The sequence below is a fragment of the Nonomuraea sp. NPDC048881 genome (assembly GCF_040649795.1).
In the GTDB taxonomy this organism is placed as follows: Bacteria; Actinomycetota; Actinomycetes; order Streptosporangiales; family Streptosporangiaceae; genus Nonomuraea.
Genome location: NZ_JBEZGC010000001.1, coordinates 981,798 through 1,007,583, shown reverse-complemented (window position 1 = coordinate 1,007,583; position 25,786 = coordinate 981,798). Strand labels below are relative to the sequence as shown.

Here is a 25,786-nt window from a genome sequence, read left to right as displayed (position 1 = left end):
GGATCCATTCAGATGTCAGTTGGCCGGGCCCGCACTCGGTCTGATGGTCAGTTCGGTGAGGTGGGCGTCGGGTCCGGCGTTGATCGTGGCGAGCACGGCCCGCGCGACGCTCTCCGGGGTGAGGTACTTGTCCGGTTCGTACGCGCCGCCCTCCTGGGCGCGCACACCGCGCTGCATGTCGGTGGCCACCCGGCCCGGGTAGACGGTGGTGACCCGCAGCTCGGGCTCCTCCAGGCGCAGCGCGTCGGCGAAGGCGCGCAGGGCGAACTTGCTGGCCGCGTACGAGGCCCACTCGGGGTTGGCCCGCTGCCCCGCCCCGGAGTTCACGCAGACGACGTGCCCCCGGGCGCGGCGCAGCGCGGGCAGCAGCAGCCGGGTCAGCTCGGCGACCGCGACGACGTTGAGCTCCATGGTCGTGCGCCAGTTGCCGGCGGGCTGGTCGGCGATCCGGCCGAGCAGGGCGATCCCGGCGCTGTGCACGAGCACGTCGAGCCGCTCGACGCCGTCGACGTCGGCCTCGGTGAGCCGGGTCAGCTCGACGGGCCAGGGCCGGGCGTCCGGCAGCTCGGCCGCCAGCCTGGCGAGCGCGGACTCGTCCCTGCCGCCGAGGATGACGTGATGCGTGGGGCCCAGCGCCCGCGCCACGGCCTCGCCCACACCACGGGAGGCGCCGGTGACCAGCGCAGTCGGTCGTTCAGTCATGGGGCCGAGTTTATGACCTTGACGGCCATTCAAATTTGAGTACAAACTTGAGCACATGTCGGCGTCCACGCGCATCCTGATCCTCGGTTCCCTGCTCGACGGCCCCATGAACGGCTACGGCGTACGCCGCCGGCTGGAGATGATGGGCGCCGACACCTGGGCCAACGTCGCCTTCGGCTCGATCTACCACGGCCTGGGCAAGATGGCCGACGAGGGGCTGCTCGCGGTCGTCGAGGCCGGCAAGGGCGGCAAGGTCGTCTACGAGCTGACCGAGGCCGGCCGCTACGAGTTCCACCGGCTGCTCATGCACAGCTGGTCCGAGGTGAGACCCGTCGTCGACCCCTTCCAGGTCGCGCTGACGTTCATGCACCGGATGAAAAAGCAGGAGATTCTCGACGCCCTGCATGGCAGGATTCGGCAACTGCGACTGAACATCGAGACCATCGACCACGCGTACGGCACCAAGCAGCGCTACGGCGAGCCCCGCCACCTCGACGAGAACCTCCGCCTGACCCAAGCCATGCTCCAGGCCCAGCTCGACTGGGTCGAAGGCGCGATCGGCCGGGTCGAGAAGGACGAACTGCCCTGAGGAGAAAAATGATCATTGAGGCACGTGAGTTACGCAAGACGTTCACCACCAGGAGCCGCAAGGGCTCGCAGACCGTCGAGGCCGTGCGCGGCATCGACCTCGACGTCGAGAAGGGCGAGATCTTCGGCGTGCTCGGCCCCAACGGCGCCGGCAAGACCACGACGATCCGCATGCTGGCCACGCTGATCACGCCCGACTCCGGCACCGCCGTCGTCGCCGGCCACGACCTGCGCAAGGAGCCCGAGGCCGTGCGCCGCCGGCTCGGCTACGTCAGCCAGGCGGGCGGCGTGGAGGACACCACGAGCGCCCGCGCCCAGATCATGATGGCCGCGAAGATCCACGGCGTGGCCGACCCGAAGCAGGCCACGGCCGACGTGCTCGACCGCTTCGACCTCGCCGAGATGGCCGACCGGCCCGGCCGCACGCTCTCCGGCGGCCAGAAACGGCGGGTGGCCATCGCGCTGGGGCTGGTGCACGCCCCGCCGCTGCTCTTCCTCGACGAGCCCACCACCGGCCTCGACCCGCAGAACCGCGCCAATCTCTGGGACCGCATCAGGCAGCTCCGCGAGGCCGGCACGAGCGTGCTGCTCAGCACCCACTACCTCGACGAGGCCGACGCGCTCTGCGACCGGCTGGTGATCGTCGACCACGGGCGCATCGTGGCCGAGGGCACGCCCGGCGAGCTCAAGCGCGAGGTCTCCGGCGACGTCGTCACGCTGCGGCTGGCCGAGCCCGAGCGGGCCGCCGAGGCGCTGCGGCCCCTGGCCCGCGAGGTCCGCCTGGACGAGGACGCCCTGCGCGTCTACGTCGACGACGGCGAGCACACCCTGCCCGCGCTGCTGCGCGTCCTTGAGGAGCAGGGCATCGGCCTGCGCTCGATCGCGCTCGACCGCTCCACCCTCGACGACGTCTTCCTGGCCAAGACCGGCCGGTCCCTGCGCGACACCGGAGCCGCCGCATGATCCGCCACATCGCCCTGTTCACCGGCTACGAGCTGAAGAAGTCCTTCAGCAACCCCGTCTGGCCGCTGTTCGGCATCCTGCAGCCGGTGCTCTACCTGCTGATGTTCGCGCCGCTGCTCAAGGACCTGACGCCGGGCCGCAGCACGGTCGACGCCCTGCGCATGTTCACGCCCGCGTCGATGATGATGATCGCCGTGTTCGGCTCGCTGTTCTCCGGGTTCGGCCTGATCGCCGAGCTGCGCAACGGCTCGCTCGAACGGTACGCCGTCAGCCCCGCCTGGCGGCCGGCCATCGTGCTCGGGCGGGTGGCCAAGGACATGGTCGTGCTGGTGTGCCAGGCGGCCCTGGTGCTGGTCGTGGCCGTGGCCATGGGCGTGCGCATCGGCGGCGTCGAGCTGGTGCTGGTGCTGGCGCTCATGGCGGCCACCGGGCTGTTCGCCTCCGGGCTGTCGCAGGGGCTGGCGCTGACCGTGCGCGACGAGAACGGCATGTCGCAGACGCTCAACCTGTTCATGCTGCCGATCATGCTGCTGGCCGGGCTGTTCATCCCGATCGCGTTCGCGCCCGGCTGGATGCGGGCGATCGCGCCGGTCAACCCGCTCTACCACGCGGTCGAGGCCGGGCGGGCGCTGTTCGCCGGACGGCTGGACGACTCGTCGATCCCGATCGCCTTCGCGCTGTTCATCGTGCTCGCGGTGCTCACGACGCTCTGGTCGACGCGGTCGCTACGCAGGATCGCCGGGTAGGAACGTGCCGGCCTCGTCGGTCATCCGCTCGTACTCCTCCAGCCTGGCCCTGGTACGCAGCGGCGCGGCGTCGGCCATGGCCTCGACCAGGGCCATGGCCAGGGCCAGGGGGGCCGCGTGGGAGTCGAACACCAGGCGGTCCCCGACCGGGCCGTCGAGCACGACCTCGGCCGGGAAGTCCGCTTTGTCGGTGATGGCGGCGACGCGCAGGCCGAGCTTCCCGGCGTACTCCAGCGCCTGCACGACCTCGGCGGGATAACGCGGGAGCACCACCGCCACCACCCACTCCGCGCCCGCCCGCCGCGCCGCGTGCAGCCCCTCGACCAGCTCGGAGCCGCCGTGGGTGAGCAGGCGCACGTCGGGGTGGATGCGCCTGGCGTAGTAGGCGAAGGTGGTGGCCAGGCCGCAGGAGACCCGCAGGCCCAGCACCGGCAGCGGCTCGGTGGCGGCGAGCTGCTCGCCCAGCTCCTTGAGCGGGAGGGCGGCCAGCCGCTCGCGGACCGCGGCGAGGTTGCGGATCTCGCTGTCGATCGCGTTGCGCAGCAGGCTCTCCTGGGGCGCGACCACGCCGCCGCCGAGCACCAGCGGGCGCAGCGCCTGCCGCAGCTCGGGATAGCCGGCGAAGCCGAGCACCATGGCGAACCTGGTCACCGACGGCTGGCTGACCCCGGCCCGCTCGGCCAGCTCGACGCTGGACAGGAAGATCGCCTCGTCGAGGTGCTCGCCCAGGTAATGGGCGATCCTGCGCTGCACCGGCGACAACCTCCGGCCGTCGAGCAGCACGCCGAGCCCACCGTGATATCCGTCAGCCACGCCACCTCCAACACTCCTGCACCGGCATTCTCATCCCCCGCGCCGCGCGGGAGAGGGCGACGGCAGGATCAGGACTCGCGCATGGGGATGCGCACGCCACGGGCCTCGGCCACCTCGGCGGCCTCCTCGTACCCCGCGTCGACGTGGCGCATCACGCCCGTGCCGGGGTCGTTGGTCAGGACGCGGTTGAGCTTCTCCCCGGCCAGCGCGGTGCCGTCGGCGACCGTGACCTGCCCGGCGTGGATGGACCGGCCGATCCCCACGCCGCCGCCGTGGTGGATGGACACCCAGGCCGCGCCGGAGGCGGTGTTGAGCATGGCGTTGAGCAGCGGCCAGTCGGCGATGGCGTCCGAGCCGTCGGCCATGGCCTCGGTCTCCCGGTACGGCGAGGCCACCGATCCGCTGTCCAGGTGGTCGCGGCCGATCACGATCGGCGCCTGGAGCTCGCCGGAGGCCACCATGTCGTTGAACCGCTCGCCCGCGACGTTGCGCTCGCCGTAGCCGAGCCAGCAGATGCGCGCGGGCAGCCCCTGGAAGTGCACCTTCTCGCCGGCCTGCGCGATCCACCTGGCCAGCGGCTCGTTGTCGGGGAACAGCTCCAGGATCGCGCGGTCGGTCGCGGCGATGTCGGCCGGGTCGCCGCTCAGCGCGGCCCACCGGAACGGCCCCTTGCCCTCGCAGAACAGCGGCCTGATGTACGCCGGCACGAACCCGGGGAAGTCGAAGGCCCGCGTGTACCCGGCGAGCTGGGCCTCCCCGCGGATGGAGTTGCCGTAGTCGAACACCTCGGCGCCGGCGTCCTTGAAGCCGACCATGGCCTCGACGTGCCGGGCCATCGACGTGCGCGCCCGCTCGGTGAAGCCGGCCGGGTCCTTGTCGCGTTCGGCGCCCATGTCCTCGAAGGCGACGCCGACCGGCAGGTACATCAGCGGGTCGTGCGCGGAGGTCTGGTCGGTGACGATGTCGATCTCGGCGCCCCCGGCCAGCAGCTCGGGCAGGGCCTCGGCGGCGTTGGCCACGACGCCGATGGACAGCGGGCGGCGCGCGTCGCGGGCCTCGTAGGCCAGCCGCAGCGCCTCCTCCAGGGAGGCCGCCTGCACGTCGAGGTAGCGGTGCTCGATGCGGCGGGTGACCGAGCGGGGGTCGCAGTCGATGCAGATCGCGACGCCGCCGTTCATGGTGACGGCCAGCGGCTGGGCGCCGCCCATGCCGCCGAGGCCGGCCGTGAGGGTGATCGTGCCGGCCAGCGAGCCGCCGAACCGCTTCGCGGCGACCGCGGCGAACGTCTCGTACGTGCCCTGGAGGATGCCCTGGGTGCCGATGTAGATCCACGAACCGGCGGTCATCTGGCCGTACATGGTGAGGCCGGCCGCCTCCAGGCGGCGGAACTCCTCCCAGTTGGCCCAGTCGGGGACCAGGTTGGAGTTGGCGATGAGCACCCGGGGGGCCCATTCGTGGGTGCGGAAGACGCCCACCGGACGGCCCGACTGGACCAGCAGCGTCTCGTCGCCCTCCAGCGTGGTCAGGGTCCTGACCATGGCGTCGAAGGAGGGCCAGTCGCGGGCGGCCCGGCCGGAGCCGCCGTAGACGACCAGCTGCTCGGGGTGCTCGGCGACCTCGGGGTCCAGGTTGTTCTGGAGCATCCGGAGCGCCGCCTCCTGCGGCCACCCCTTCGCGGTGATCGTGGTGCCTCGCGGTGCGCGCACGCTGCGGCTCATGGTGACCCTCCTGAATGAACACATTCACCTTTGTCACCCGAAGACTACGGTGGACCGCGTCCAGCGGTCCACCGCAGGCAGCAGGCGAAGCCTGCGCCTACGGTCCCCGAAGCGTCCAGCGGTCCACTGTTTTTCCTCTAGCTCGTGAGGAACTGGGTGGCGGCGAGTTCGCGGTAGAGGTCGTCGTCCGCGACGAGTTCGGCGTGGGTGCCGACCGCCCGTACGCCGCCCGCCTCCATCACCACGATCCGGTCGGCGTTCGTCACGGTGGACAGCCGGTGGGCGATGACCAGCACGGTCGTCTCGGCCGCCACCTCGGCGATGACCTCGCGCAGCCGCAGCTCGTTGACCGCGTCGAGCTGGGACGTGGCCTCGTCGAGCAGCAGCAGCCTGGGCCTGCGCAGCAGGGCCCTGGCGATGGCGACGCGCTGCCGCTCGCCGCCGGACAGCAGCACGCCGCGGTGGCCCACCGCCGTGTCGAGCCCTTCGGGCAGCCGGGCGACCAGGTCGTCGAGCCGGGTGCGGGTGACGGCGCGGAGCAGCTCGTCCTCGGTGGCGTCCTGGGCGGCGAAGAGCAGGTTCTCGCGCAGCGTGCCGGCCAGGACGGGGGCGTCCTGCTCGACGTAGCCGAGCGCGGCCCGCAGCTCGCCGAGCGGCCAGTCGCGGATGTCCCGGCCGCCGATGGAGATCAGGCCGTCCTGGTGCTCGTAGAAGCGTTCGAGCAGGGCGAACACCGTGGACTTGCCCGCGCCCGACGGCCCGACCAGCGCCGTGAGCCCGCCCGCGGGCACCTCGAAGGTGACGCCGTCGTGCACGGCGGGACGGTCGTCGCCGTACCGGAAGACGACGTCCTGGAACCGCAGGCCCACCGGCGTGCCCGCGACCGGGACGGCGGTGCTGACCGGCTCGCCGGGCAGGTCCTCGATCTCCTTGATGCGCCGCATCGCGGCCAGCCCGTTCTGGAGCTGGACGGCGCCCTGGACGAGCTGCCCGATCGGCGGCACCAGGTAGAACAGGTAGAGCAGGAACGCGATCAGGGACGAGACCTCCAGCACGCCCGACGCCACCCGCGACCCGCCGACGGCCAGCACGCACAGGAAGGCGATCTGCACGGCCATCCAGGTCGCCACGCCGGCCAGCGACGTCCAGCCGGCCACCTGCAGCCCGCGGTCGCGGGCGCGCTCGGCCGCCTCCCCGACGACCGCGATCTCCCGCTCCTCCGCGCCGCTGGCCTTGACCGTCCGGTACGCCTGCAGCGCCCGGTCCAGCACGGCCCCCATCTCGCCGACGGCCTCCTGGGCCTGCGTCTGCGCCCGCTGGATGCGCGGCATGATGAGCGCGACCAGGCCGCCGATCACCACCACCACGAGCAGCGTGACCAGCAGCAGCACGCCGTCCATGGTGGCCATCATGACGATCGCGCCGATCAGCATGAAGACCGCGCTGACCGACTCCACGATCCCGTTGGTCAGCACCGCGCGCAGCAGCGTCGTGTCACTCGTCACCCGCGACATCAGGTCGCCGGGCTTGAGCCGGTCGACGTCGGCGACCCTGAGCCGGAGCATCCGGTCGACGAGCCTGCGCCGGGCGCCCAGCACGACGCCCTCGCCGGTGCGTTCCATCAGGTAGGTGCCCCCGGCCGAGACGACGGCTCCGACGAGCACCGCCACGGTCAGTCCTAACAGCGGCGCGGCCAGCGACTGGTCTTCTCCGAAGGCGTCCACGACGTACTTGGCCAGCAGGGGCATCGCCAGCCCCGCCACCGAGCCGATCAACCCGAGCAGACCGCCCGCGATCAGAACTTTCCGATGCGGCCTGAGGTAGGCCAGCAGCTCTTTGAGCACCCCAACTCCTCTCACGACATTTCTCGAAATTGCCCAACGAACGGCGCAACGCGATCCGCACCGCCACGCCAGGGTCAACTTAGATTGACGACCAAAGTATGTCAACTTTCGTTGACGCCTCCTCCTTGAGAAGGAGACGCACGGGCGATCGCCGCCCCCTGGCACCGGGATCGGCGGCGGCCCTATAGTCATGTCCATGAGTAGTCATGTTCTTGAGCGTCGCTGATGGCGTTGCGGCATGCCGTGCTGGCGGCGCTGCTCGACGGCGAGTACAGCGGCTACCAGCTCACCAAGATCTTCGACGTGGGCGTCTCCAACTTCTGGTACGCCGCCCCCCAGCAGCTCTACGCCGAGCTCACCAGGCTGGAGGCCGACGGCCTGGTCACCGGCCGGGAGGTGGTCCAGCGCGGCCGTCCGAACAAGCGCCTGTTCTCGGTCACCCCGGCCGGCCTGGACGAGCTGGCCGCCTTCGCCGCGGCCCCGGCCAAGCCGTTGCTGCTCCGCGACGACCTGGCCGTCAAGGTCCACGCGGCCGACCGGCTCGACCCGGCGCCGCTGATCGCCCAGCTCCTCGACCGCGCCGGGGAGGCCGCCGCCAAGCTCGCGTTCTTCGAGCAGACCCTGCTGCGCCTGCGCGGCGACCGCGACGAGGAGTCGTTCCTGCGCGAGGGCGAGCGGGTCGGCCCGTACCTGTCCTGCCTGGCGGGCTGCCGCCTGGAGCGGGAGATGCGCGACTGGTGCCTGAGCACCGCCCGGACGCTCGGCGAGCGCGCCGCCCGGACCTCGGAGGAGAACCCGTGACCTACACCCGTTACGTCGCGCTCGGCGACAGCCAGACCGAGGGCCTCGGCGACGGCGACGACGTCCTCGGCCACCGCGGCTGGGCCGACCGGCTCGCCGAGCACCTGGCCCGCGGCAATCCCGGCCTGCTCTACGCCAACCTCGCGGTGCGCGGCCGGGTGGCCGCCCAGATCCGCGCCGAGCAGCTGCCCGCCGCGCTGGAGCTCCGTCCCGACCTGGCCACGGTGATGGCGGGCATGAACGACGTCATCCGTCCCGGCTTCGACGCCGCCGCCGTCGCGGCCGACCTGGAGCACATGTTCGCGGCGCTGACCGGAGCGGGCGCGCGGGTGGTGACCGTGACCTTCCCCGACATCGGCCGGATCGCGCCGCTGGCCAGGCCGCTGCTGCCGCGCGTGCTCGACCTCAACGCCCGCGTGCGCGAGGCCGCCGCCCGGCACGGCGTGACGCTGGTGGACACCTTCCCCGACACGGCGGTGACCGACGCGCGGTTGTGGAGCCCCGACCGGCTGCACGCCAGCCCGGCCGGGCACGCCAGGTTCGCCGCGTCGGTGGCGTACGCGCTGGAGCTGCCCGGCAGCGACGACAGCTGGAACCTGCCGCTGCCCGTGCTGCCGCCGCCCGGCCGCCTGCGCACGGCGGCGGCCGAGGCCCGCTGGCTGGGCTCGTTCGCCGGGCCGTGGATCGCCCGGCGCCTGCGGGGCCGCTCGTCCGGCGACGGCCGGGTGTGCAAGCGCCCGGCGCTCGCGCCGGTGCTCCTGGGCCTGCCGGATCAGTCGACCTCGGGCAGGTCCGGGTCGTCGTAGTCGGCGTCGCCGTCGTCGGCCCTGCGCAGCTTGATGTCCTCGGCCCACTCCCGGGCGAAGGCGCGGATATCCACGATGTGCCGTTCGTCCAGGCCGTGGGCCTCGAAGCGTTCGTCGCTCATGAGCTCGACGAACTCCAGCCGCATGAGCAGCTCCTGCGGCGAGAAGTCGTCGAGGTGGACGGCGGCGAGGCGTTCGAGGTCGCGGAAGGAGAACACGTGCGCCGCCGAGGCCGCGTCCGCGACGTCGGCCGGCAGCCCCCTCTCGTGCAGGTCGCGCACCCGCAGCCCGATCACGTCCGCCGGGGCCGCCACCGGCAGGCCGTCGCACACCACCGGTGGCTCGCGCAGCGCCTCGCGGGTGAGGACGATCTCGGCGTCGCGCCCGATGGACGGGTCCGTGACGGTCAGGCGGGCCGCCCACGCGGCGCTCTCGGCGACCTGCGCGACCAGCCCGCCGGCGCGCAACGCGGCCACGACGTCGTCGGCGGCGGACGGCAGGGGCCCTTCCGCGGCGGTCACCAGGTCGAGGCCATCGACCAGGCGGTCGGTGAAGCCGTGGGCCCGCAGGGCGTGGCCGCCCGCCAGCAGCAGCCCGTGCCGCTCGCCGGCCGGGGACAGCGCCCGCAGCAGGCGCTCGGGGAACGGCGGTAAGCGCATCAGAGCGCGGCGGGGGGCGCGAGCGGTGTCATGGGTCAAGTATGCCGACGGCCGCGCCGGCTGGAGGGCAGGTCGTGCCGCCCCGACAGGAACTCCTGGAACGCGATCTTGGCCCTGATGACCGGCCGCCGCCAGCGTTCCTCACGGTGGACGGCGGTGGCCAGCTTGCGGGGCGAGCGTCCGCCGCGGAAGAACCAGCGGGCCCACGGCGAGCCGGGACGGGCCAGGCGCACGGCGCCCACCACGAGCAGCAAAGGCAGGAACAGCCCCGCCATCCCGGTCCAGATCTTGCCCTTGAGCAGCGTGATCACCGCCAGCGCGAGGTTGGCCACGACCAGCGCCGCCGGGTTGACCGGCGTGCCGTAGTCCCAGGTCAGGGGGCGCAGGCCGATGAGGAGCAGGCCGGTCACGGCGACGGCGATGAAGACCGCGTCCACCGAGGTGCGCCCCTCCTCCTCCCAGTAGACGTCGTGCAGGTGCAGGATCAGCGCGAACTCGTCCAGCACGAGGGCGGAGCCGACGCCGAACACGCAGGCGGCGACCACCTGCCCGGCCTGCGCGGCGCCGTTGACGATGAGCCCGGTCACGCCGCCGATGAGCATGAGCACGACGCCGAACACGACGTGGTGGATGTGCATCTCGCCCACGTTCACGTTGCGGAACCAGCCGACCTTGGCCCTGATCAGGCGGACGTTGATGCGGGTGGCGATGAACGCCACGATGAGCGTGACGAAGTAACAGAACAGCGGCAGCCGTCCCGTGGTGACGATGTTGCTCTGGAACCAGTTCCCCATGACCTTAGAAGTCGATGGTACGAGCCGGAACAGCCTTGTATGTCCGCTGCGGGAGGGCTCATGAGGCGGCTCTCGCCTGGAGGGCCCGTTCGTAGCCCTCGATGACGAGCTGCCGCCTGATGTTGTCGCGTACCTGGTCGAAAGGGGGCGCGCCGGGGGCCGCGGTGCGGGCGTACCGGTCGCGCAGGCGACGTTCGGACAGGTCGAGGGTGGCCGCGTGCAGCTTGCCGAGCGCCGAGTCCAGCTCGGCGGCCCGCACCTGCGCGTAGGTGTACTGGTCGTAGGAGGGCACGCCCGGGATCGGGCGGCCGGAGCGCGCGGCCTGCGCGCGGCGGGCGTTCTCGGCGGCCAGCTCGCGCTGGAACCCCTGCTCGCTGACGTCGGCGAGCAGGCCCGCCTCGCGGGCCCAGATCCGCCGCGCCTTGTCCAGCACGGCGGCCCGCACCGCCCGCTCCCTGAGCCGCCGCGCCGGGGTGACGCCGTCACGGGGACGGTCCCAGAAGCCAGGGCCGAGCCCCTGGGCGGCGAACTCGGAGATCACCTCGGCGCGCACGGTCTCGGCCGCCCTGAGCACCTCGGCCCCGCTCACCGGCTCCCCCTCGAACGTGACGACCGTGTCCCCGGGACGCATCCCGAGCACCTCCGCCACGCCCGCGGACGCCGCCCGCGCCGGAACCCCGCCCCCGGTCTCCTTCCCCGACACCGCGATGCCGACGACGAGCACCCCGGCCAGGGCGAGAGCCGCCCACAGGACCCGCCCGCGCGCCGGGAACCCCGGACGCGGGCCGGACGCCCGGCGCGGCCGGCCGGTGGCCGGGGTGCTCGTCACGGCGTCAGCTCGCGATCTTCATGTCGAAGACGTGGAACCCCGCGTTCGCCAGCGGGCTGCCCGCCGGGAAGGTCACCGTGGCGACCGTCCTGGACGCGTCGAGCGGCACCGCGTAGCCGAACACCGACACGCCCGACTCGCGCGTCTGCCCGGTGGCCGGGTTCTTGTAGCTGGTCTGCGTCATGTTGTGGTAGTCGGCGCGGGCCACGAGCACGCCACCGGCGGGCGCGGTCGCGTCCCACTGGTCGCCGAACCTGACGGTCTTGTCCTCGGTCGTCCCGTCGGTGTAGGTGACCTTGAACACGCCCTCGCGCGCCTTCAGGCCGCCGGCTCCGAGCAGGACCAGCCTGGCGCCCTGCCCCGGCAGCGCGACCGTCTGCCCGGCGGCCTTGACGTTGTCGGTCATGCCGTACGGGCGCGGGTGCCAGACGAAGTCGGCGCCGAGCACGTTCACGGTCCGGCCCGGCGTCAGGCCCGCCTTCTCCAGCGCCTGGCCGGAGTAGCTGCGGCCGCTGGTGGAGAAGCCGCCGACGTTGGGGTTGAGGTCGGAGCTGACCGCGACGTTGTTGTACGCCTCCTCGACCGAGCCCGCCACGACCGGCGCGGTGGCCGGTCCGTTGTAGGCCCCGCGCGAGACCGTGCCGGCGACCTGGTTGCCGAAGTAGTCGCGGTCGCCGAGACCGTCCACGACCGCGCCGGACGCGAGCGCGGGCGAGCCTTCGAGCAGCTTGTAGCCGTTCACGTCGGCGGCCCCGTCGGCGGTGCCGGGGGCGGCGAGTCCGGGGTCGGCGGTCACCGCGCGGGCGTCGGCCGCCGGCACGGCCACGCCGCCGTGGTAGACGTTGGAGTCGTAGCCGATGCCGGGGGCCGCGGGCAGCGTGCCGGACGGCGCGTAGAAGATGTTGTTGACGATCTTCGAGTTCCCGGTGGGCACGGCCACGTCGAGCTTCTGCGACGGGCAGAAGAACGTGTTGTTGTACAGCCACAGCGGGCTCGTGTTGTCGCCGGAGGCGTTGCCCGCGATGCGGCAGTCGTCCTGGGCGATGTTGAACCGCAGGATGGCGGTGGCCTTGTAGTTGGGGAACTCGGTGCAGCTCTGGCAGCCGAGGTAGAAGCCGCCGGCGTTGTCGTGCGAGTAGTTGTACTGGTAGACGCACGAGCCCTTGATGCCGCCGTCGCAGTCCCAGGCGGTGGAGTCGAAGATGGTGGGCCGCTGCCGGGTCACCTCGTTGAACTGAAATACCGGGTCAACAGAGTTGATCGGCCACATTCCAGCGAAATTTCCGTCTACGTAGGGGTATTTACCGGTGCCGCCCTCGTCGAACAGGTTCTGCTCCACCAGCGGCCGGTCCGAGGCGTGCACCACGATGCCGTCGCCGCCGACCGCGCGGATGGTGTTGCGGGCGATGAGCACGTTCCGGTGGTAGTCGGTGCCCTTGCGGCTGATCTTGATGCCGCCGCCGCCCGTGTCGTGCACGTAGTTGCCGGTGATCGTGATGCCGTCGAGGTAGCCGACCTTGCCCTCGGGCAGCGCCTGGATGCTGATGCCCGCCGAGTAGGCGAACCAGGAGCCGTTCGCCCCGGTCTTGTTGCCCCATCCGGCGACGTCGGAGATCTCCAGGTCCCGCAGGACCAGCCCGGCCTTCGGCTCGGGGGTGGTGGAGTTGTACTGCACGCCGGTCCGCTTGGCCGTGGTGGCCGCCGGGTTGGTGATGTGCAGCTTCTCCAGCGTCACGTGGCTGTTGTCCACCAGGTGGACGGCCCACTCGCCGCCGTCACCCTGGATGATCGGCTTGGGGCCCTCGCCGTAGGAGGTGAAGACGACGGGGTGCGCGGCCGTGCCGGAGCCGACCGGTTCGAGCCGGCCGGCGCAGACGGTCCCCGCCCTGAACTTGATCGTGTCCTTCTCGCGGAAGGTGATGGCGTTGACGGCGTCCAGGCTGTTCAGCGGCCCGGCGGCATTGCGCCCCGAGCCGCCGTCCGGCGCCTGACAGTCGACGAAGAAGTTCCGGGCGGCGGCCGCTTCCGCGGGGGTGGCGACCAGTCCGGCCGCCACGACCAGGGCCGCGACTAACTGAAGGCGCATGTTTCCTCTCCGGGGGTGTTTCAGGCGAACTCTGAGCAGTTCAGAGCAGTTCAGAGCGGTTCAGAGGGGGCTTCAGGCGGACCGGGACAGCGTGCCGGGCTCGACGCCGTGCTCGAAGGGCAGGCCCTGGGCGTGCCGGGCCAGCTCGTCGAGCGCGAGGTCGGCCATCCTGGCCAGCTCGCCGCCCAGCGAGCCGGCGACGTGCGGCGTGACGAGCACGTTCGGCAGGTCGTAGAGGGGCGAGTCGGCGGGCAGGAACTCCGGCTCGGTGTGGTCGAGCACCGCGTACAGCCGTCCGGAGGTCAGCTCGGCGATCAGCGCGTCCTGGTCGACCAGGGCGGCGCGGGCCGTGTTGATCAGCGTGGCGCCGTCGCGCATGGCGGCCAGCCGGCCCGCGTCGATCAGGTGGCGGGTCTCGGGCAGGTCGGGCGCGTGCAGGCTGACCACGTCGGAGCGGGCGACCAGCTCGTCCAGCCCGACCCGGCGCGCGCACAGGTCCTCCGCCAGGTACGGATCGCTGACCAGCACCTCGAAGTCGAACGGCCGCAGCAGCTCGATCACCCGCCGCCCGATCCTGGAGGCCCCGACGACGCCGACCACCCGCCGGTAGTTGCCGAAGCCGGGGAAGCGGGCGTCCCAGTCGTCGTTGGCCCGCCGCGCCCGGTAGGCGCGGGCGATGTCGATCACCCGCTTGTTCGCGAACAGGATCGCCGCGAGCGTGAACTCGGCCACCGGCTCGGCGTTGGCCGAGGCGGCCGAGGAGACCACGATGCCGCGCTCCCAGCAGGCGTCGGTGACGTGGTGCTTGACCGAGCCGGCCGCGTGCACGATCGCCCGCAGCCGGGGCGCGCGGGCCAGCACCTCGGCGGTCACCGGCGGGCAACCCCACGAGGTGAGCAGCACCTCGGCCTGCGACAGGTCGGCGCCGTCGAAGGCGGCGACCTCGGCCCGGACGTCGGCCACCCGGGCCAGCCGGGCGCGCACCTCGCCGGTGAGCATGCGCCCGGCGACCTCGGCGGCCATGGCGACGACCGTCACCGGCTTGTTCATGTTCTCCCCCGAGAGCTCGTTCACTTGACGCTGCCCGCCGTCATCCCGGCCTTCCAGAACCGCTGCAGGGACACGAACACCAGCAGCAGGGGCACCACGGACAGCAGCGACCCGGTGATCACGAGGCTGTGGAACTCGGGGAAGGCGTTGCCCTGCTTCTCCCAGCCGTACAGGCCGAGGCTGAGCGGGTAGAGCCGCTGGTCGCTCAGCATGACCAGGGGCAGGAAGAAGTTGTTCCAGATGGCGGTGAACTGGAACAGGAAGATCGTCACGTACGCGGGCAGCAGCATGGGCAGCGCCACGGACACGAACGTGCGCAGCTCGCCGGCCCCGTCGGACCTGGCCGCCTCCAGCACCTCGCCGGGCACGTACCCGGAGGAGAGCACCCGCGCCAGGTAGACGCCGAACGGATGGACCAGCACCGGCACGAACACCGACCAGAACGTGTTCACCACGCCGATCTTGGAGGCCAGCAGGTAGAGCGGCACGGCGGTGGCGGTGGTCGGCACCAGCACGCCGAGCAGCACCAGCCCGAACATCTTCTCCTTGGCGAACCAGGAGTACTTGTCGAAGGCGTAACCGCACATCACGGTGACGAACGAGCTGACCGCCGCGCCGACCCCGGCGTACAGGACGCTGTTGAGGTACCAGCGGAAGAAGACGCCGTCGCCCTCCTGCGCGACCGCCCTGATGTTCTCGAACAGGTTGAAGCCGGCGAAGGAGAAGCCGGGCGTCGAGTACAGGTCGGACAGCGACTTGGTGGAGGCGAACAGCAGCCACGTCAGCGGCAGCAGCGTGTAGAGCGCGGAGATGATCAGCAGCACGTTGACCGTGGCGCGGGACATCCACTTCACCGGCGGTTCCCCCACTTCGTGACGGCGTAGGACAGCACGGCGGCGAGCAGCGCGAGCAGGATGGAGGCCGCGCCGGCCTGGCCGTAGTCGTTGTTGCCGAACGCCTCGTTGTAGGCGTACATGTTGGGCGTCCAGGTGCTGACGACGCCGTCGCTGACGTTGTCGAGCACCATCGGCTCGGTGAACAGCTGCAGCGAGCCGATGATCGTGAACAGCACGGTGGTGACCACGGCGCCGCGGATCAGCGGCACCTTGACCTGGAGGGCGACGCGCAGCGGGCCCGCGCCGTCCATCCTGGCCGCCTCGACGACCTCGGCCGGGATGGCCTGGAGCGCCGCGAAGTAGATGATCATGTTGTAGCCCACCCACTCCCACAGCGCGATGTTGACCACCGAGCCGAGCACGTGGTCGCCGCCGAGGAAGTCGACGTCGCCGAGCAGGTCCACGATGGGGCTGATGCCGGGCAGGTACAGGTAGAGCCAGATCAGCCCGGCGATCACGCCCGGCACGATGTGCGGCATGAACAGCGCGAGCTGGAAGAACTTGCCCAGCCTGGCCAGCCCGGAGTCCAGCAGCAGCGCCAGCGTGAGCGCGCCGCCGATCATCAGCGGGATGTACAGCACGCAGTAGCCGAGGATGACCAGGAAACCGTCGGTGAAGGCGGAGTCCTTCAGCGTGTCCAGGTAGTTGCCGAGCCCGACGAACACGGTCTCCGCGCCGCCGAAGCCGAGCCCCGACGACTTCTCGCTGAACAGGCTGAGGTAGACCGCGTAGGCCAGCGGGGCCACGATCACGGCCGCGAACAGCGCGAAGAACGGCCCGACGAACAGCAGGATCGCCCCCCGCCGCCGCCACCCCTCGCCGCCGCGACCGCTTCCTAGGGGAGAAGTCACAAGCTGCCTTTCGGTGGGTCGCGGCGGAGCCGGCGCTCCGCCGCGCGCGTCGTGCTACTGCTGGGCGACGTTGAGGCCGCGGCTCTTGATCTCGCCGACGGTGGCCGTCTGAGCGGCGTCCAGCACGCCGGGGATGGTGGTGCCGCCGCTGGAGACCTTGCCGAGGGCGTCCTTGAAGGTGGTCAGCGTCTGGACCATGCTCGGACCCCACGTCCAGCCGGGCTGGACCGTCTTGTACGACTCCGCGAACAGCGCGTAGATGTCCTGGCCGCCGTAGAAGGAGGCGTCGAAGCTCTTGGCCGCGACCGGCACGAGGTCGGCGATGGCCGGGAAGCCGCTGGAGGTGCCCGAGGACAGGCGGGCGGTCCACGCCTCCTCCGAGCCGGTCAGCCACTTGACGACCTCGACGGCGGCCTTGGCGTTCTTCGACCCCTTGCTCACGCCGAACGTGGTGCCGCCGAGCATGCCGCTGGCCGGGGTGCCCCAGTTCGGGATCGGCGCGATGGCCCACTTGCCGGCCTGGCCGGCGTGGTTGCCCTTCATGACGCCCGCGCCCCAGTTGGCGCCGACGTAGCCCCAGAGGGTGTCGTCCTCGAAGGCGGCGTTCCACTCCTGGCTGAAGGACGGCTGGACCTTCAGCAGGTCGTCCTTGACCAGGCCCTGCCAGTACTCGGCGACCTTCTTGCTGGGCTCGTCGTTGATCGTCACCTTCCAGGCGTCGCCCTCGGTGCCGAACCACTTGCCGCCCGCCTGCCACGACAGCGCGGCCAGCACGCTCGGGTCGTCGGGGAAGAAGGTGGCGATGCGCGACTTGCCGTCGGCCTTCTTGACCTTCTCGGCGGCGGCGCGGAAGTCGTCCCAGGTCTTGGGGACCTCGATCTTGTTCTTCTCGAACAGGTCCTTGCGGTAGAAGAACACCTGCGGCGCGGCGTCCATGGGTAGCGCCCACGCCTTGCCGCCCAGCTCGACCAGGCCGAAGACCTCGGCCGGGTACTTGGACTTGACGTCGGCCACGTCGGCCGAGATGTCCTGGAGGGCGCCCTGGTTCACGAAGTCGGGCAGCTGCGGGTACTCCACGGACATGACGTCGGGGGCGTTGCCGGCCTTGACGGCGTTGGAGAACTTGGCGTAGCCGCCCGCGTTGCCCGAGGGGATCTCCTCGTACTTGATCTGGACGTCCTTGTGTGACTTGTTGAAGGCGTCCACGACCTGCTGGGTGCCCTTGGCCCAGCCCCAGAAGGTGACCTCGGCGGGCTTGCCCGCCTCGCCCGCGGGCTGCGCCGGCTCCGTGCTGCCGCACGCGGCGGCGAGCAGGCTCATACCGGCCAGCAGTCCGGCAATGCCGGCGCTCTTGCGTCCCATCGATGGCTCCTCATCGCTTTCGATCGATAAGGCATCATTCGCTCATACTCGATCGGTTGTCTAGAGAGAGGCCACAAATCGATCAATAACGAAATGGATGCGTAACGTCACGGACGTGGCGCGACCGTGGATTCCCGGACCCTCAGCTCGGGCAGCAGCGCCACGTGCTGGGCAGGGCGCCGCGGGCCCTCCTGGATCCGGCTCACCAGCAGGTCGACGGCACAGCGGCCGACCGCGGCCTTGGGGGGCGCGACGGCCGTGAGCGGGGGGTCGCTGAGCGCCGCCACCTCGTCATCGTAGGCGACCAGCGACACCTCTTCGGGAATGCGCACCCCGGCCGTCCGCAGGTGCTGGACCAGCAGCAACGTGTCCTCGTCGTTGTGCACCAGCATGGCGGTGACCCCGCCCCTGATCGCCGCGACCACGTCGGCCACCTGCTCGCGCGAGGGCCCCTCCTGTGCGACGTCGAGGTGGACGGGCTCGGCCAGCCCCAGGTCGCGGACGGCGGCGAGGAACCCGTGCCGCACCCGGGGGGCCGTCGGACTGTCCCGCGAGACCATCGCCAGGCGCCGGTGCCCGAGCTCGGCCAGGTGCCGCGTGCCGAGGAAGGCCCCGTGGGCGTGGTGGGAGGCCGCCGCGTCCAGCAGCGAGGCGGGCCCGCCCAGCTCGGCCCGCCGTTCGACGAGCACCGCCGGCACGCCCAGCTCGGCCAGCCAGTCCTCGTGCGAGGCGTCCGGCTGCCTGCTCGGGGTGAGCAGCAGGCCCTCGATGCCGCCGTCCACGAGCTGCCTGACCTGGGTGCGGTCCTCCTCGTCGTCGTAGCGCGAGACGCCGAGGACGAGCCGCGCGCCCAGCCGTTCGGCCTGCTCGCGGGCGCCCCTGATGACCGCGGGGTAGTAGTAGGTGGCCGAGGGCACCAGCATGCCGAGGGTCAGGGAGCGCTCCCTGGCCGGGGCGGGCACGGACTCGGGCCGGGTGATGCCGCCGTGCACGCGGTTGACCAGGCCCTGGCCGGCCAGGTGCTCGACGTCCCTGCGCAGGGTGACCATCGAGACGTTGAGCCGGTCGACCAGCTCGGCCAGGCGTACGGAACCGCGCTCGCGCACCTCGCGCAGGATCAGCTCATGACGTTGTTCGGCGAACACCGCGACTCCTTCTGACTCGACCCTACGATCCTAGCGGGAAGTGCTTTCGTTTTTGAACGGATGCTTTCGTTCGATCAGGATGCTAAGGTCCCGGCCGAGACCGGACGTCCCTTTGGAGTGCCGCATGTTCCCGCTTCCGCCGGAGGATCGAACGCTCAGCCCGTACACCGGCTGGACCCGCGCCCATTGGGAGGCGGTGGCCGACGGGCTGCTGGCCGCGGTGGAACCGTACCGCTCCGCGGACGGCGCCGTGATCACGTTGCCGGGACGCGAGAGCTGGTCGCGCTGCGACGGCCTGGAGGGGTACGCGCGCACCTTCCTGCTGGCCGCCTTCCGCGTGGCCGGCGGCGGCCCCGAGGAGCTGCTGGCCCCGTACGCGCGCGGCCTGGAGTCCGGCCCCGGCGTCTGGCAGCCGATCGAGGACCGCACCCAGCCCATGGTCGAGGCGGCCTCGATCGCCCTGTCGCTCTGGCTGACCCGCGAGCGCCTGTGGGACCGCCTGTCCCCCGCCACCCGTGAACGCGTCGCCGCCTACCTGGCCGGGGCCCTGCGCCACGAGCCGGTGGACAACAACTGGTGGCTGTTCCCCGCCGTGGTGGGCGGCTTCCTGTCGGCCGCCGGCCTGCTCGCCGAGGAGGCCGACGCGGCGGTGGAGCGCGGCCTGGCCCGCATCGAGCCCTGGTACGCCGGCGACGGCTGGTACGCCGACGGCGACAACCGCTCCTTCGACCACTACAACGGGTGGGCCATGCACCTCTACCCGGCCCTGCTGGCCCACCTGGCGGGCCAGGGCTCCCCCGGCCCCCGCCTGCGCCGCTTCCTGGAGAGCTACGCCCTCACCTTCGACCAGGACGGCCGCATGCTCTACCACGGCCGCTCCCTCACCTACCGCTTCGCCTCGGCGACCTCGCTCTTCGCCGGCGCCCTGCTGGAGGCCACCCCGCTCTCCCCCGGCCAGACCCGCCGCATCGCCTCCGGCGTCCTGCGCCGCTTCCTCGACGAGGGCGCGCTCTCCCCCGAGGGGCTGCTCACGCTGGGCTGGCACGGCCCCCACGAGCCCTCGCTGCAGTCCTACTCCGGCTCGGCGTCGCCGTACTGGGCGTCGAAGGCGTTCCTCGGGCTGCTGCTGCCGGCCGGCCATCCGGTGTGGACCGCGACCGAGGAGCCCGGACCCACCGGCCTGGCCGCGCTGCCCGGCCCAGGACTGGTCGTCCAGCACACCGGCGACGTCGCCCGCCTGCTCAACCACGGCAGCCAGCACCACCCCGGCGACCCCCTGTACGACCGCTACGCCTACTCCACCCGCACCGCGCCGACGACGGGCGTCCCCGACAACCACTTCGGCGTGGTCGGCCCGGACGGCACGGTCGCCGAGCGCGGCACGATCACCCCTCGGGGGACGGGCTCGGCGGGCGACCTGGCGTGGGCCGCGTCGGCGGGCGCCGGTGTGGAGAGCCTGAGCGTGATCAGGGGGGCCGTCGAGGTGCGCGTCCATCGGGTCGCGCCCGGCTCGGCGGTCCGGCAGAGCGGCTGGGCGCTCGTCGCGGCCGCCGACCCGGCCGACCAGGGCGACCAGGGCGACCAGGGCGACCAGGCCGGCGGGCCCGGCGTCCGGGTCGGGGTCCGGGACGGCGACGGGCTGGTCTCCGAGCTGGTCGCGATGCGCGGCTACAGCCGGGCCCACGTCGCCGACGACTCCGGGGGCAGCGCCTTCGGAGCCCCGGCGGCCGTGCCCGTGCTGGAGGGGGTGGCGGCGGACGGCTGGGCGGTCAGCGTGGCCGTCCTGGACGGCGACCCGGCCGGGACGCCGTCGGCGGCGGCCGACGACATCACGCTGACGGTGCCGTCGGCGGCGGTGACGGCTGACGAGATCACGCTGACCTGGCCCGACGGCACCCGCCACACCTTCCAGGTCCGCACCCCGGACACCGCCGCCTGACAGCCCCGGCCCAGGCTCAGGCCAGGAAGGCGCGCAGGAGGGCTGCCGTGCCCTCCAGGTGCTCGGCCATCGCCCGGCGCGCCGCGTCCGGGTCGCCGGCCAGGATGGCGTCCACGATGGCCCGGTGCTGGGCGGCCGCGTGCTCGATGTTCACCTGGAGCATCGGGATCGCGTTCAGCAGGTCGCTCACCCGGGAGCGGGCGTCGGCGCACGTCGCCGCGAGCAGCGTCGAGCCGGTCAGTTCGGCGATCGACAGGTGGAAGGCCGTGTCCAGGCGCCGGTAGTCCTCCAGGGGCGCCGCGTCCAGCTCGGCCAGCCGGCGCAGCAGCACCTCCCGCTGGGCGGGGGTGAGCTCGGCCGCGGCCAGCACCTGCGCCGCCCCGCACTCGACCGCCAGCCGGAACGTCAGCGCGTCCGACAGCTCCGCCATGCCCATGTCGGCCACCGCCTGCCGCAGGTCGCCCGCGTCGGGCCGCGGCGGGACATAGGTGACGAACGCGCCGCCGTACCGGCCGCGCCGCACGTCGAGGTAGCCCGCGTCCTGAAGGGCGCGGATGGCCTCGCGCAGGGTGACCCTGCTGATGCCCAGCCGCACGGCGAGCTCGCGCTCGGGCGGCAGCTTGTCGCCGTACGCCACCACGCCCAGTTTGATCGCCTGGAGCAGCCGTTCCACGGTCTCCTCGAAGGCGTTTCCCGCCTTCACCGGGCGCAGCACTGTCATCAAACGCGCCGAATCGTCCAAGGTGTCCTCAGGTCTTGACAAGCGATCCCGGCATGCACATCAATGGTCTGAGACTAGCCCAATCAACGGGAAAGCGCTTCAGAGCAGATCGGAGCGACCTAGGGTGAGCGAACCAGCGGGCAACGGATTCCTGTCCGTCGAGGAACTGCGGGGCGAGGTCGCCTCCGGCCGGATCGACACGGTGCTGCTCGCCGTCGCCGACATGCAGGGCAGGTTGCAGGGCAAACGGCTCTCCGCCCGCTACTTCCTGGACGAGGTGCTGCACCACGGCTCCGAGGGCTGCAACTACCTGCTCGCGGTCGACGTGGACATGAACACCGTCGCCGGCTACGACATGTCCTCCTGGGACCGGGGCTACGGCGACTTCGCGATGAAGCCCGACCTGTCCACCCTGCGCCGGGTCCCCTGGCAGGACGGCACCGCCCTGGTCATGGCCGACCTGGCCTGGGAGGAGGGCGGCGAGGTCACCGCCTCGCCGCGGCAGATCCTGCGCCGCCAGCTCGCCCGCCTGGCCGAGCGGGGCCTGGCCGCGTACGTGGGCACCGAGCTGGAGTTCGTCGTCTACGACGACAGTTACGAGGACGCCTGGCGGCGCGCCTACCGCGACCTGACCCCCGCCAACCTCTACAACGTCGACTACTCCCTCCTCGGCACCGCCCGCGTCGAGCCGCTGCTCCGGCGCATCAGGCGCGACATGGAGGGCGCCGGCATGTATGTCGAGTCGGCCAAGGGCGAGTGCAACCTCGGCCAGCACGAGATCGCCTTCCGCTACGACGAGGCCCTGCGCACCTGCGACAACCACTCGATCTACAAGAACGGCGCCAAGGAGATCGCCGCCCAGGAGGGCCGCTCGATCACCTTCATGGCCAAGCCGAACCAGCGCGAGGGCAACTCCTGCCACATCCACATCTCGCTGCGCGGCCTCGACGGCGGCCTGGCGATGGCGGGCGAGGGGCCGTACGGGCTCTCGCCGCTCGGCGCGCGGTTCATCGCCGGGCAGCTCGCCCGCCTGCGCGAGCTCACTTTGCTGTACGCGCCCAACGTCAACTCCTACAAGCGTTACGTGCCCGGCAGTTTCGCGCCCACCGCCGTCAAGTGGGGCGTGGACAACCGCACCTGCTCCCTGCGGCTGGTGGGCCACGGGCCGTCGCTGCGGGTGGAGAACCGGGTGCCGGGCGGGGACGTCAACCCCTACCTGGCGGTGTCGGCACTGATCGCGGCCGGGCTGGACGGCATCGACCGGGAGCTGCCGCTGGAGGACGCCTTCGGGGGCAACGCCTACGACTCCGGCGCCGAGACCGTGCCCCACACGCTGCGGGACGCGCTCGCCCTGTTCGAGGGGTCGAAGCTGGCCAGGGAGGCGTTCGGCGACGACGTGGTCGAGCACTACGCGAACAACGCGCGCGTGGAGCTGGCCGCCTTCGACGCGGCGGTGACGGACTGGGAGCTGTTCCGTGGTTTCGAGCGAATGTGACGGTAGGCATGAGGATCGTTAATCCGGCGACGGAAGAGGTCGTCGCCGAGGTCGAGATGGCCGACGCGGCCGAGGTCGACCGGGCGGTGGAGCGGGCCGCGAAGGCGTACCGGAGCTGGCGGGAGTTGGCTCCGGGCGACCGGGCGCGGCTGCTGCGCCGTTTCGCCGACCTGGTGGACGCCCACGGCGAGGAGCTGGCCCGGCTGGAGCTGGACAACGCCGGGCACCCGATCGGCAACGCGCGCTGGGCGGCCGGGGCCGTCCGCGACGTGCTGCACTTCTACGCCGCCGCCCCCGAGCGCAACCACGGCAAGCAGATCCCGGTGCCCGGCGGCGTGGACATCACGTTCCAGGAGCCGCTGGGCGTGGTGGGCGTCATCGTGCCGTGGAACTTCCCGATGCTGATCATGTCGTGGGGCGTCGCCCCGGCGCTGGCGGCGGGCAACACGGTGATCGTCAAGCCGGCGGAATGGACTCCGCTCACGGCGCTGCGGCTGGCCGAGCTGGCCCTGGCGGCGGGCCTCCCCGAGGGGGTGCTCCAGGTGCTGCCTGGGGCAGGGGAGGTCGCGGGGGCCCGGCTGGTCGAGCATCCCGGCGTGGCCAAGATCGTGTTCACCGGCTCGACGGAGGTGGGCAAGGAGATCGCCGCCAAGGCGGCGGCGCAGGTCAAGCGGGTGACGCTGGAGCTGGGCGGCAAGTCGGCGAACATCGTCTTCGCCGACTCCGATCTCGACAAGGCGGCGCGGACCGCTCCGTACGCGGTCTTCGACAACTCCGGCCAGGACTGCTGCGCCCGCTCGCGCATCCTCGTCCAGGCCGAGGTGTACGACGAGTTCCTGGAACGCCTGTCGGCGGCGGTGCGCGGCGTCAAGGTCGGCGACCCGCTCGACGAGTCCACCGAGATGGGCCCGCTGATCAGCGCCGAGCACCTGGACCGCGTCCGCGGCTTCGTCGAGGGCACGCCCTACCTCCAGGGCGACTGTCCTCAGGGCAAGGGCTTCTGGTTCCCGCCGACGGTGCTCACCTCCAAGGTCACCGATCGCGCCTTCACCGAGGAGATCTTCGGCCCGGTCGTGTCGGTGGTGCCGTTCACCGACGAGGCCGAGGCCGTGCGCATCGCCAACGACACCCCGTACGGGCTGAGCGGCTCCATCTGGACGCGCGACGTCGGGCGGGCGCTGCGGGTGGCCCGCGCGGTGGAGTCGGGCGCCCTGTCGGTGAACTCGCACTCCTCGGTGCGCTACTGGACCCCGTTCGGCGGCTTCAAGCAGTCCGGCCTCGGCCGTGAGCTCGGCCCCGACGCCTTGACGGCCTTCACCGAGACCAAGAACGTCTTCATTTCATGGGAGTGAACCTGACGCAGTGAGCGGAGTGAAGGGCTGAGGAACGAAGCCCTTCGCGAAGCGAATGAGGAAGGTGAACGACCAATCGGACAGGGAGTGACAGTGCAGCGATTGCAGGACCGGGTGGCCGTGATCACCGGCGCGGGCAGCGGCATCGGGCTGGCCACGGCGCGCAGGTTCGCGCAGGAGGGCGCGAAGGTCGTCTGCGTCGACATCGACGAGGAGGCAGGGGCCACGGCCGCGGGCGAGGTCGGTGGCCTCTTCGTCAAGGCCGACGTGACCAGCGAGGACGACGTCGTCCGGATGTTCGCCACGGCCCACGAGACCTACGGCAGCGTGGACGTCGCCTTCAACAACGCCGGCATCTCGCCGCCCGACGACGACTCGATCCTGGAGACCGGCCTGGACGCCTGGCGCCGCGTCCAGGAGGTGAACCTGACCAGCGTGTACCTGTGCTGCAAGCACGCCATCCCGTACATGCGGCGGCAGGGCAAGGGTTCGATCATCAACACCGCGTCGTTCGTGGCGGTGATGGGGTCGGCCACGTCGCAGATCTCGTACACGGCCTCCAAGGGCGGCGTGCTGGCGATGTCGCGCGAGCTGGGCGTGCAGTTCGCCCGCGAGGGCATCCGGGTCAACGCGCTGTGCCCGGGGCCGGTGAACACGCCGCTGCTGCAGGAGCTGTTCGCCAAGGACCCCGAGCGGGCCCAGCGGCGCCTGGTGCACATTCCGGTGGGCCGCTTCGCCGAGGCGTCGGAGATCGCCGCCGCCGTGGCGTTCCTGGCCAGCGACGACGCCTCCTTCATCACGGGGGCCGAGTTCCTGGTGGACGGCGGCATCTCCGGCGCGTACGTGACGCCGCTGTGACCCGTCCGGTCATCGGCGTCACGACGTACGTCGAGCCCGCCCGCTTCACCGTGTGGGACCTGCCCGTCGCGCTGCTGCCGTACATGTACGTCGAGAAGATCGTCCAGGCCGGCGGGCAGCCCGTGCTGCTGCCGCCGGCCGGCGATCCCGCCCAGGTCGTGGGCCGGCTCGACGGTCTCGTCCTGGCCGGCGGCGGCGACGTCGACCCGGCCAGGTACGGCCGGGCGGCGCACGAGCGCACCGGCTACGTCCGGGAGTTCCGGGACGAGGCCGAGTTCGCCCTCCTGGCGGCGGCCCTGGAGGCCGGGCTGCCGTTCCTGGGCATCTGCCGCGGCCTGCAGGTGCTCAACGTGCTGCTCGGCGGCACCCTGCACCAGCACCTGCCCGACGTGACCGGACACACCGGCCACTCCCCCGCGCCCGGCGAGTTCGGCCATCTGCCGGTCACGCCCGTCCCCGGCAGCCGCCTGGCGAAGGTGCTCGGCACGGACCCGGTGGCGGTCCCGCACTACCATCACCAGGCCATCGACCGGCTCGGCCGGGGCCTCACGGTCACCGCCACGGCCGGCGACGGGACGATCGAGGCGGTGGAGCTCGACTCCGGCGGGTTCGCGGTGGCGGTCCAGTGGCACCCGGAGGCGGGCGACGGACTGACGCTCTTCGAGGCGTTCACGGCGGCCTGCTGAGACCGTTACTGGAAAGCTTCTTTACCTTTTCTGCGCCCTGAAAACCCGCGAAATCCCAGCTCAAGGGGCCATACCACCGCGT

Annotated in this window: 24 protein-coding genes; 10 read left to right on the top strand and 14 right to left on the bottom strand. The window is 71.7% G+C overall.

Annotated elements, in window-relative coordinates; genetic code table 11:
- Window positions 1-15: 15 nt before the first annotated feature.
- Window positions 16-702, bottom strand: a complete 687-nt coding sequence (locus tag AB0C33_RS04785) for an SDR family oxidoreductase (RefSeq protein WP_358283625.1) — start codon at window positions 700-702, stop codon at window positions 16-18.
- 55 nt (window positions 703-757) lie between these two features.
- Here AB0C33_RS04785 and AB0C33_RS04780 point away from each other — a divergent pair, with 55 nt between their 5' ends.
- From AB0C33_RS04780 to AB0C33_RS04770, 3 genes are read left to right on the top strand one after another with little or no spacing between them, the layout of a single operon-like run.
- The gene (locus tag AB0C33_RS04780) at window positions 758-1,291 is read left to right on the top strand and encodes a PadR family transcriptional regulator (protein WP_352326833.1); all 534 of its coding nucleotides are present in this window, start codon (window positions 758-760) and stop codon (window positions 1,289-1,291) included.
- An 8-nt stretch (window positions 1,292-1,299) separates the two neighbouring features.
- On the top strand, window positions 1,300-2,253 hold the full coding sequence (locus tag AB0C33_RS04775) for an ATP-binding cassette domain-containing protein (RefSeq protein ID WP_358283623.1): 954 nt from the start codon (window positions 1,300-1,302) through the stop codon (window positions 2,251-2,253).
- The gene (locus tag AB0C33_RS04770; protein WP_358283621.1) at window positions 2,250-2,999 is read left to right on the top strand and encodes an ABC transporter permease; all 750 of its coding nucleotides are present in this window, start codon (window positions 2,250-2,252) and stop codon (window positions 2,997-2,999) included. Before AB0C33_RS04775 ends, AB0C33_RS04770 begins: the two co-directional genes overlap by 4 nt.
- Here the strand turns inward: AB0C33_RS04770 and AB0C33_RS04765 are convergent.
- The 3 genes from AB0C33_RS04765 to AB0C33_RS04755 form a co-directional block, all read right to left on the bottom strand.
- Window positions 2,979-3,812: a MurR/RpiR family transcriptional regulator gene (locus tag AB0C33_RS04765; protein ID WP_358283619.1), complete on the bottom strand. Its 834-nt coding sequence runs from the start codon at window positions 3,810-3,812 to the stop codon at window positions 2,979-2,981. The two genes, AB0C33_RS04770 and AB0C33_RS04765, sit on opposite strands and share 21 nt — an antisense overlap.
- 68 nt (window positions 3,813-3,880) lie before the next feature.
- A complete protein-coding gene (gene hutU / locus AB0C33_RS04760) occupies window positions 3,881-5,530 on the bottom strand; it encodes a urocanate hydratase (protein ID WP_358283617.1) in 1,650 nt (549 codons plus the stop codon).
- Window positions 5,531-5,667: 137 nt separating this feature from the next.
- On the bottom strand, window positions 5,668-7,374 hold the full coding sequence (locus AB0C33_RS04755) for an ABC transporter ATP-binding protein (protein WP_358283615.1): 1,707 nt from the start codon (window positions 7,372-7,374) through the stop codon (window positions 5,668-5,670).
- A gap of 225 nt (window positions 7,375-7,599) precedes the next feature.
- Here AB0C33_RS04755 and AB0C33_RS04750 point away from each other — a divergent pair, with 225 nt between their 5' ends.
- Together AB0C33_RS04750 and AB0C33_RS04745 are read left to right on the top strand one after the other, a co-directional pair.
- Window positions 7,600-8,175, top strand: coding sequence for a PadR family transcriptional regulator (locus tag AB0C33_RS04750; RefSeq protein WP_358283613.1), 576 nt, complete (start codon window positions 7,600-7,602; stop codon window positions 8,173-8,175).
- Entirely contained in the window at window positions 8,172-8,981 is an 810-nt protein-coding gene (locus AB0C33_RS04745; protein WP_358283610.1) for an SGNH/GDSL hydrolase family protein, read from the top strand. The genes AB0C33_RS04750 and AB0C33_RS04745 overlap by 4 nt, the downstream gene beginning before the upstream one ends.
- On the opposite strand, the gene AB0C33_RS04740 is transcribed toward AB0C33_RS04745, so the two are convergent.
- The 9 genes from AB0C33_RS04740 to AB0C33_RS04700 form a co-directional block, all read right to left on the bottom strand.
- Window positions 8,948-9,640 carry a hypothetical protein gene (locus AB0C33_RS04740; protein ID WP_358283608.1) on the bottom strand — a complete coding sequence of 231 codons (693 nt, stop codon included), beginning with the start codon at window positions 9,638-9,640 and terminating at the stop codon, window positions 8,948-8,950. The two genes, AB0C33_RS04745 and AB0C33_RS04740, sit on opposite strands and share 34 nt — an antisense overlap.
- Before the next feature lie 35 nt (window positions 9,641-9,675).
- Complete coding sequence (locus tag AB0C33_RS04735; RefSeq protein WP_358283605.1) at window positions 9,676-10,434, bottom strand: hypothetical protein; 759 nt, start codon at window positions 10,432-10,434, stop codon at window positions 9,676-9,678.
- A 58-nt stretch (window positions 10,435-10,492) separates the two neighbouring features.
- Window positions 10,493-11,263 (bottom strand): hypothetical protein, encoded by a 771-nt coding sequence (locus AB0C33_RS04730; protein WP_358283603.1) that lies wholly within the window; start codon window positions 11,261-11,263, stop codon window positions 10,493-10,495.
- Window positions 11,264-11,267: 4 nt separating this feature from the next.
- Complete coding sequence (locus AB0C33_RS04725; RefSeq protein ID WP_358283600.1) at window positions 11,268-13,349, bottom strand: right-handed parallel beta-helix repeat-containing protein; 2,082 nt, start codon at window positions 13,347-13,349, stop codon at window positions 11,268-11,270.
- Window positions 13,350-13,421: 72 nt separating this feature from the next.
- Window positions 13,422-14,423, bottom strand: a complete 1,002-nt coding sequence (locus tag AB0C33_RS04720) for a hydroxyacid dehydrogenase (RefSeq protein WP_358283599.1) — start codon at window positions 14,421-14,423, stop codon at window positions 13,422-13,424.
- Window positions 14,420-15,244 (bottom strand): carbohydrate ABC transporter permease, encoded by an 825-nt coding sequence (locus tag AB0C33_RS04715; protein WP_352324996.1) that lies wholly within the window; start codon window positions 15,242-15,244, stop codon window positions 14,420-14,422. The genes AB0C33_RS04720 and AB0C33_RS04715 overlap by 4 nt, the downstream gene beginning before the upstream one ends.
- A gap of 5 nt (window positions 15,245-15,249) precedes the next feature.
- Window positions 15,250-16,146: a sugar ABC transporter permease gene (locus AB0C33_RS04710; RefSeq protein ID WP_358283596.1), complete on the bottom strand. Its 897-nt coding sequence runs from the start codon at window positions 16,144-16,146 to the stop codon at window positions 15,250-15,252.
- 54 nt (window positions 16,147-16,200) lie between these two features.
- Window positions 16,201-17,508: an extracellular solute-binding protein gene (locus AB0C33_RS04705; protein WP_352350182.1), complete on the bottom strand. Its 1,308-nt coding sequence runs from the start codon at window positions 17,506-17,508 to the stop codon at window positions 16,201-16,203.
- Between the two features lie 107 nt (window positions 17,509-17,615).
- Entirely contained in the window at window positions 17,616-18,653 is a 1,038-nt protein-coding gene (locus AB0C33_RS04700; RefSeq protein ID WP_358283593.1) for a substrate-binding domain-containing protein, read from the bottom strand.
- A 124-nt stretch (window positions 18,654-18,777) separates the two neighbouring features.
- Between AB0C33_RS04700 and AB0C33_RS04695 the strand changes: the two genes are divergently transcribed.
- A complete protein-coding gene (locus AB0C33_RS04695) occupies window positions 18,778-20,592 on the top strand; it encodes a DUF2264 domain-containing protein (RefSeq protein ID WP_358283590.1) in 1,815 nt (604 codons plus the stop codon).
- 16 nt (window positions 20,593-20,608) lie between these two features.
- Here AB0C33_RS04695 and AB0C33_RS04690 read toward each other — a convergent pair whose 3' ends face one another.
- Window positions 20,609-21,313, bottom strand: a complete 705-nt coding sequence (locus tag AB0C33_RS04690) for an FCD domain-containing protein (protein ID WP_358283588.1) — start codon at window positions 21,311-21,313, stop codon at window positions 20,609-20,611.
- Window positions 21,314-21,437: 124 nt separating this feature from the next.
- Between AB0C33_RS04690 and AB0C33_RS04685 the strand changes: the two genes are divergently transcribed.
- The 4 genes from AB0C33_RS04685 to AB0C33_RS04670 all read left to right on the top strand — a co-directional run bounded on the left by AB0C33_RS04685 (window position 21,438) and on the right by AB0C33_RS04670 (window position 25,704).
- A complete protein-coding gene (locus AB0C33_RS04685) occupies window positions 21,438-22,808 on the top strand; it encodes a glutamine synthetase family protein (RefSeq protein WP_358283585.1) in 1,371 nt (456 codons plus the stop codon).
- 8 nt (window positions 22,809-22,816) lie between these two features.
- Window positions 22,817-24,160, top strand: coding sequence for an aldehyde dehydrogenase family protein (locus AB0C33_RS04680; RefSeq protein WP_358283583.1), 1,344 nt, complete (start codon window positions 22,817-22,819; stop codon window positions 24,158-24,160).
- A 93-nt stretch (window positions 24,161-24,253) separates the two neighbouring features.
- Window positions 24,254-25,018 carry a 3-oxoacyl-ACP reductase gene (locus tag AB0C33_RS04675; RefSeq protein WP_358283580.1) on the top strand — a complete coding sequence of 255 codons (765 nt, stop codon included), beginning with the start codon at window positions 24,254-24,256 and terminating at the stop codon, window positions 25,016-25,018.
- On the top strand, window positions 25,015-25,704 hold the full coding sequence (locus AB0C33_RS04670; RefSeq protein WP_358283577.1) for a gamma-glutamyl-gamma-aminobutyrate hydrolase family protein: 690 nt from the start codon (window positions 25,015-25,017) through the stop codon (window positions 25,702-25,704). Before AB0C33_RS04675 ends, AB0C33_RS04670 begins: the two co-directional genes overlap by 4 nt.
- Window positions 25,705-25,786: the final 82 nt, after the last annotated feature.

Bases quoted from the DNA above. Each gene is read 5' to 3' on its own strand.
- AB0C33_RS04785 (WP_358283625.1), bottom strand. From the start codon at position 702: ATGACTGAACGACCGACTGCGCTGGTCACCGGCGCCTCCCGTGGTGTG.
- AB0C33_RS04780 (WP_352326833.1), top strand. From the start codon at position 758: ATGTCGGCGTCCACGCGCATCCTGATCCTCGGTTCCCTGCTCGACGGC.
- AB0C33_RS04775 (WP_358283623.1), top strand. From the start codon at position 1,300: ATGATCATTGAGGCACGTGAGTTACGCAAGACGTTCACCACCAGGAGC.
- AB0C33_RS04770 (WP_358283621.1), top strand. From the start codon at position 2,250: ATGATCCGCCACATCGCCCTGTTCACCGGCTACGAGCTGAAGAAGTCC.
- hutU (WP_358283617.1), bottom strand. From the start codon at position 5,530: ATGAGCCGCAGCGTGCGCGCACCGCGAGGCACCACGATCACCGCGAAG.
- AB0C33_RS04750 (WP_358283613.1), top strand. From the start codon at position 7,600: ATGGCGTTGCGGCATGCCGTGCTGGCGGCGCTGCTCGACGGCGAGTAC.
- AB0C33_RS04740 (WP_358283608.1), bottom strand. From the start codon at position 9,640: ATGCGCTTACCGCCGTTCCCCGAGCGCCTGCTGCGGGCGCTGTCCCCG.
- AB0C33_RS04735 (WP_358283605.1), bottom strand. From the start codon at position 10,434: ATGGGGAACTGGTTCCAGAGCAACATCGTCACCACGGGACGGCTGCCG.
- AB0C33_RS04725 (WP_358283600.1), bottom strand. From the start codon at position 13,349: ATGCGCCTTCAGTTAGTCGCGGCCCTGGTCGTGGCGGCCGGACTGGTC.
- AB0C33_RS04715 (WP_352324996.1), bottom strand. From the start codon at position 15,244: ATGTCCCGCGCCACGGTCAACGTGCTGCTGATCATCTCCGCGCTCTAC.
- AB0C33_RS04705 (WP_352350182.1), bottom strand. From the start codon at position 17,508: ATGGGACGCAAGAGCGCCGGCATTGCCGGACTGCTGGCCGGTATGAGC.
- AB0C33_RS04695 (WP_358283590.1), top strand. From the start codon at position 18,778: ATGTTCCCGCTTCCGCCGGAGGATCGAACGCTCAGCCCGTACACCGGC.
- AB0C33_RS04690 (WP_358283588.1), bottom strand. From the start codon at position 21,313: ATGACAGTGCTGCGCCCGGTGAAGGCGGGAAACGCCTTCGAGGAGACC.
- AB0C33_RS04680 (WP_358283583.1), top strand. From the start codon at position 22,817: ATGAGGATCGTTAATCCGGCGACGGAAGAGGTCGTCGCCGAGGTCGAG.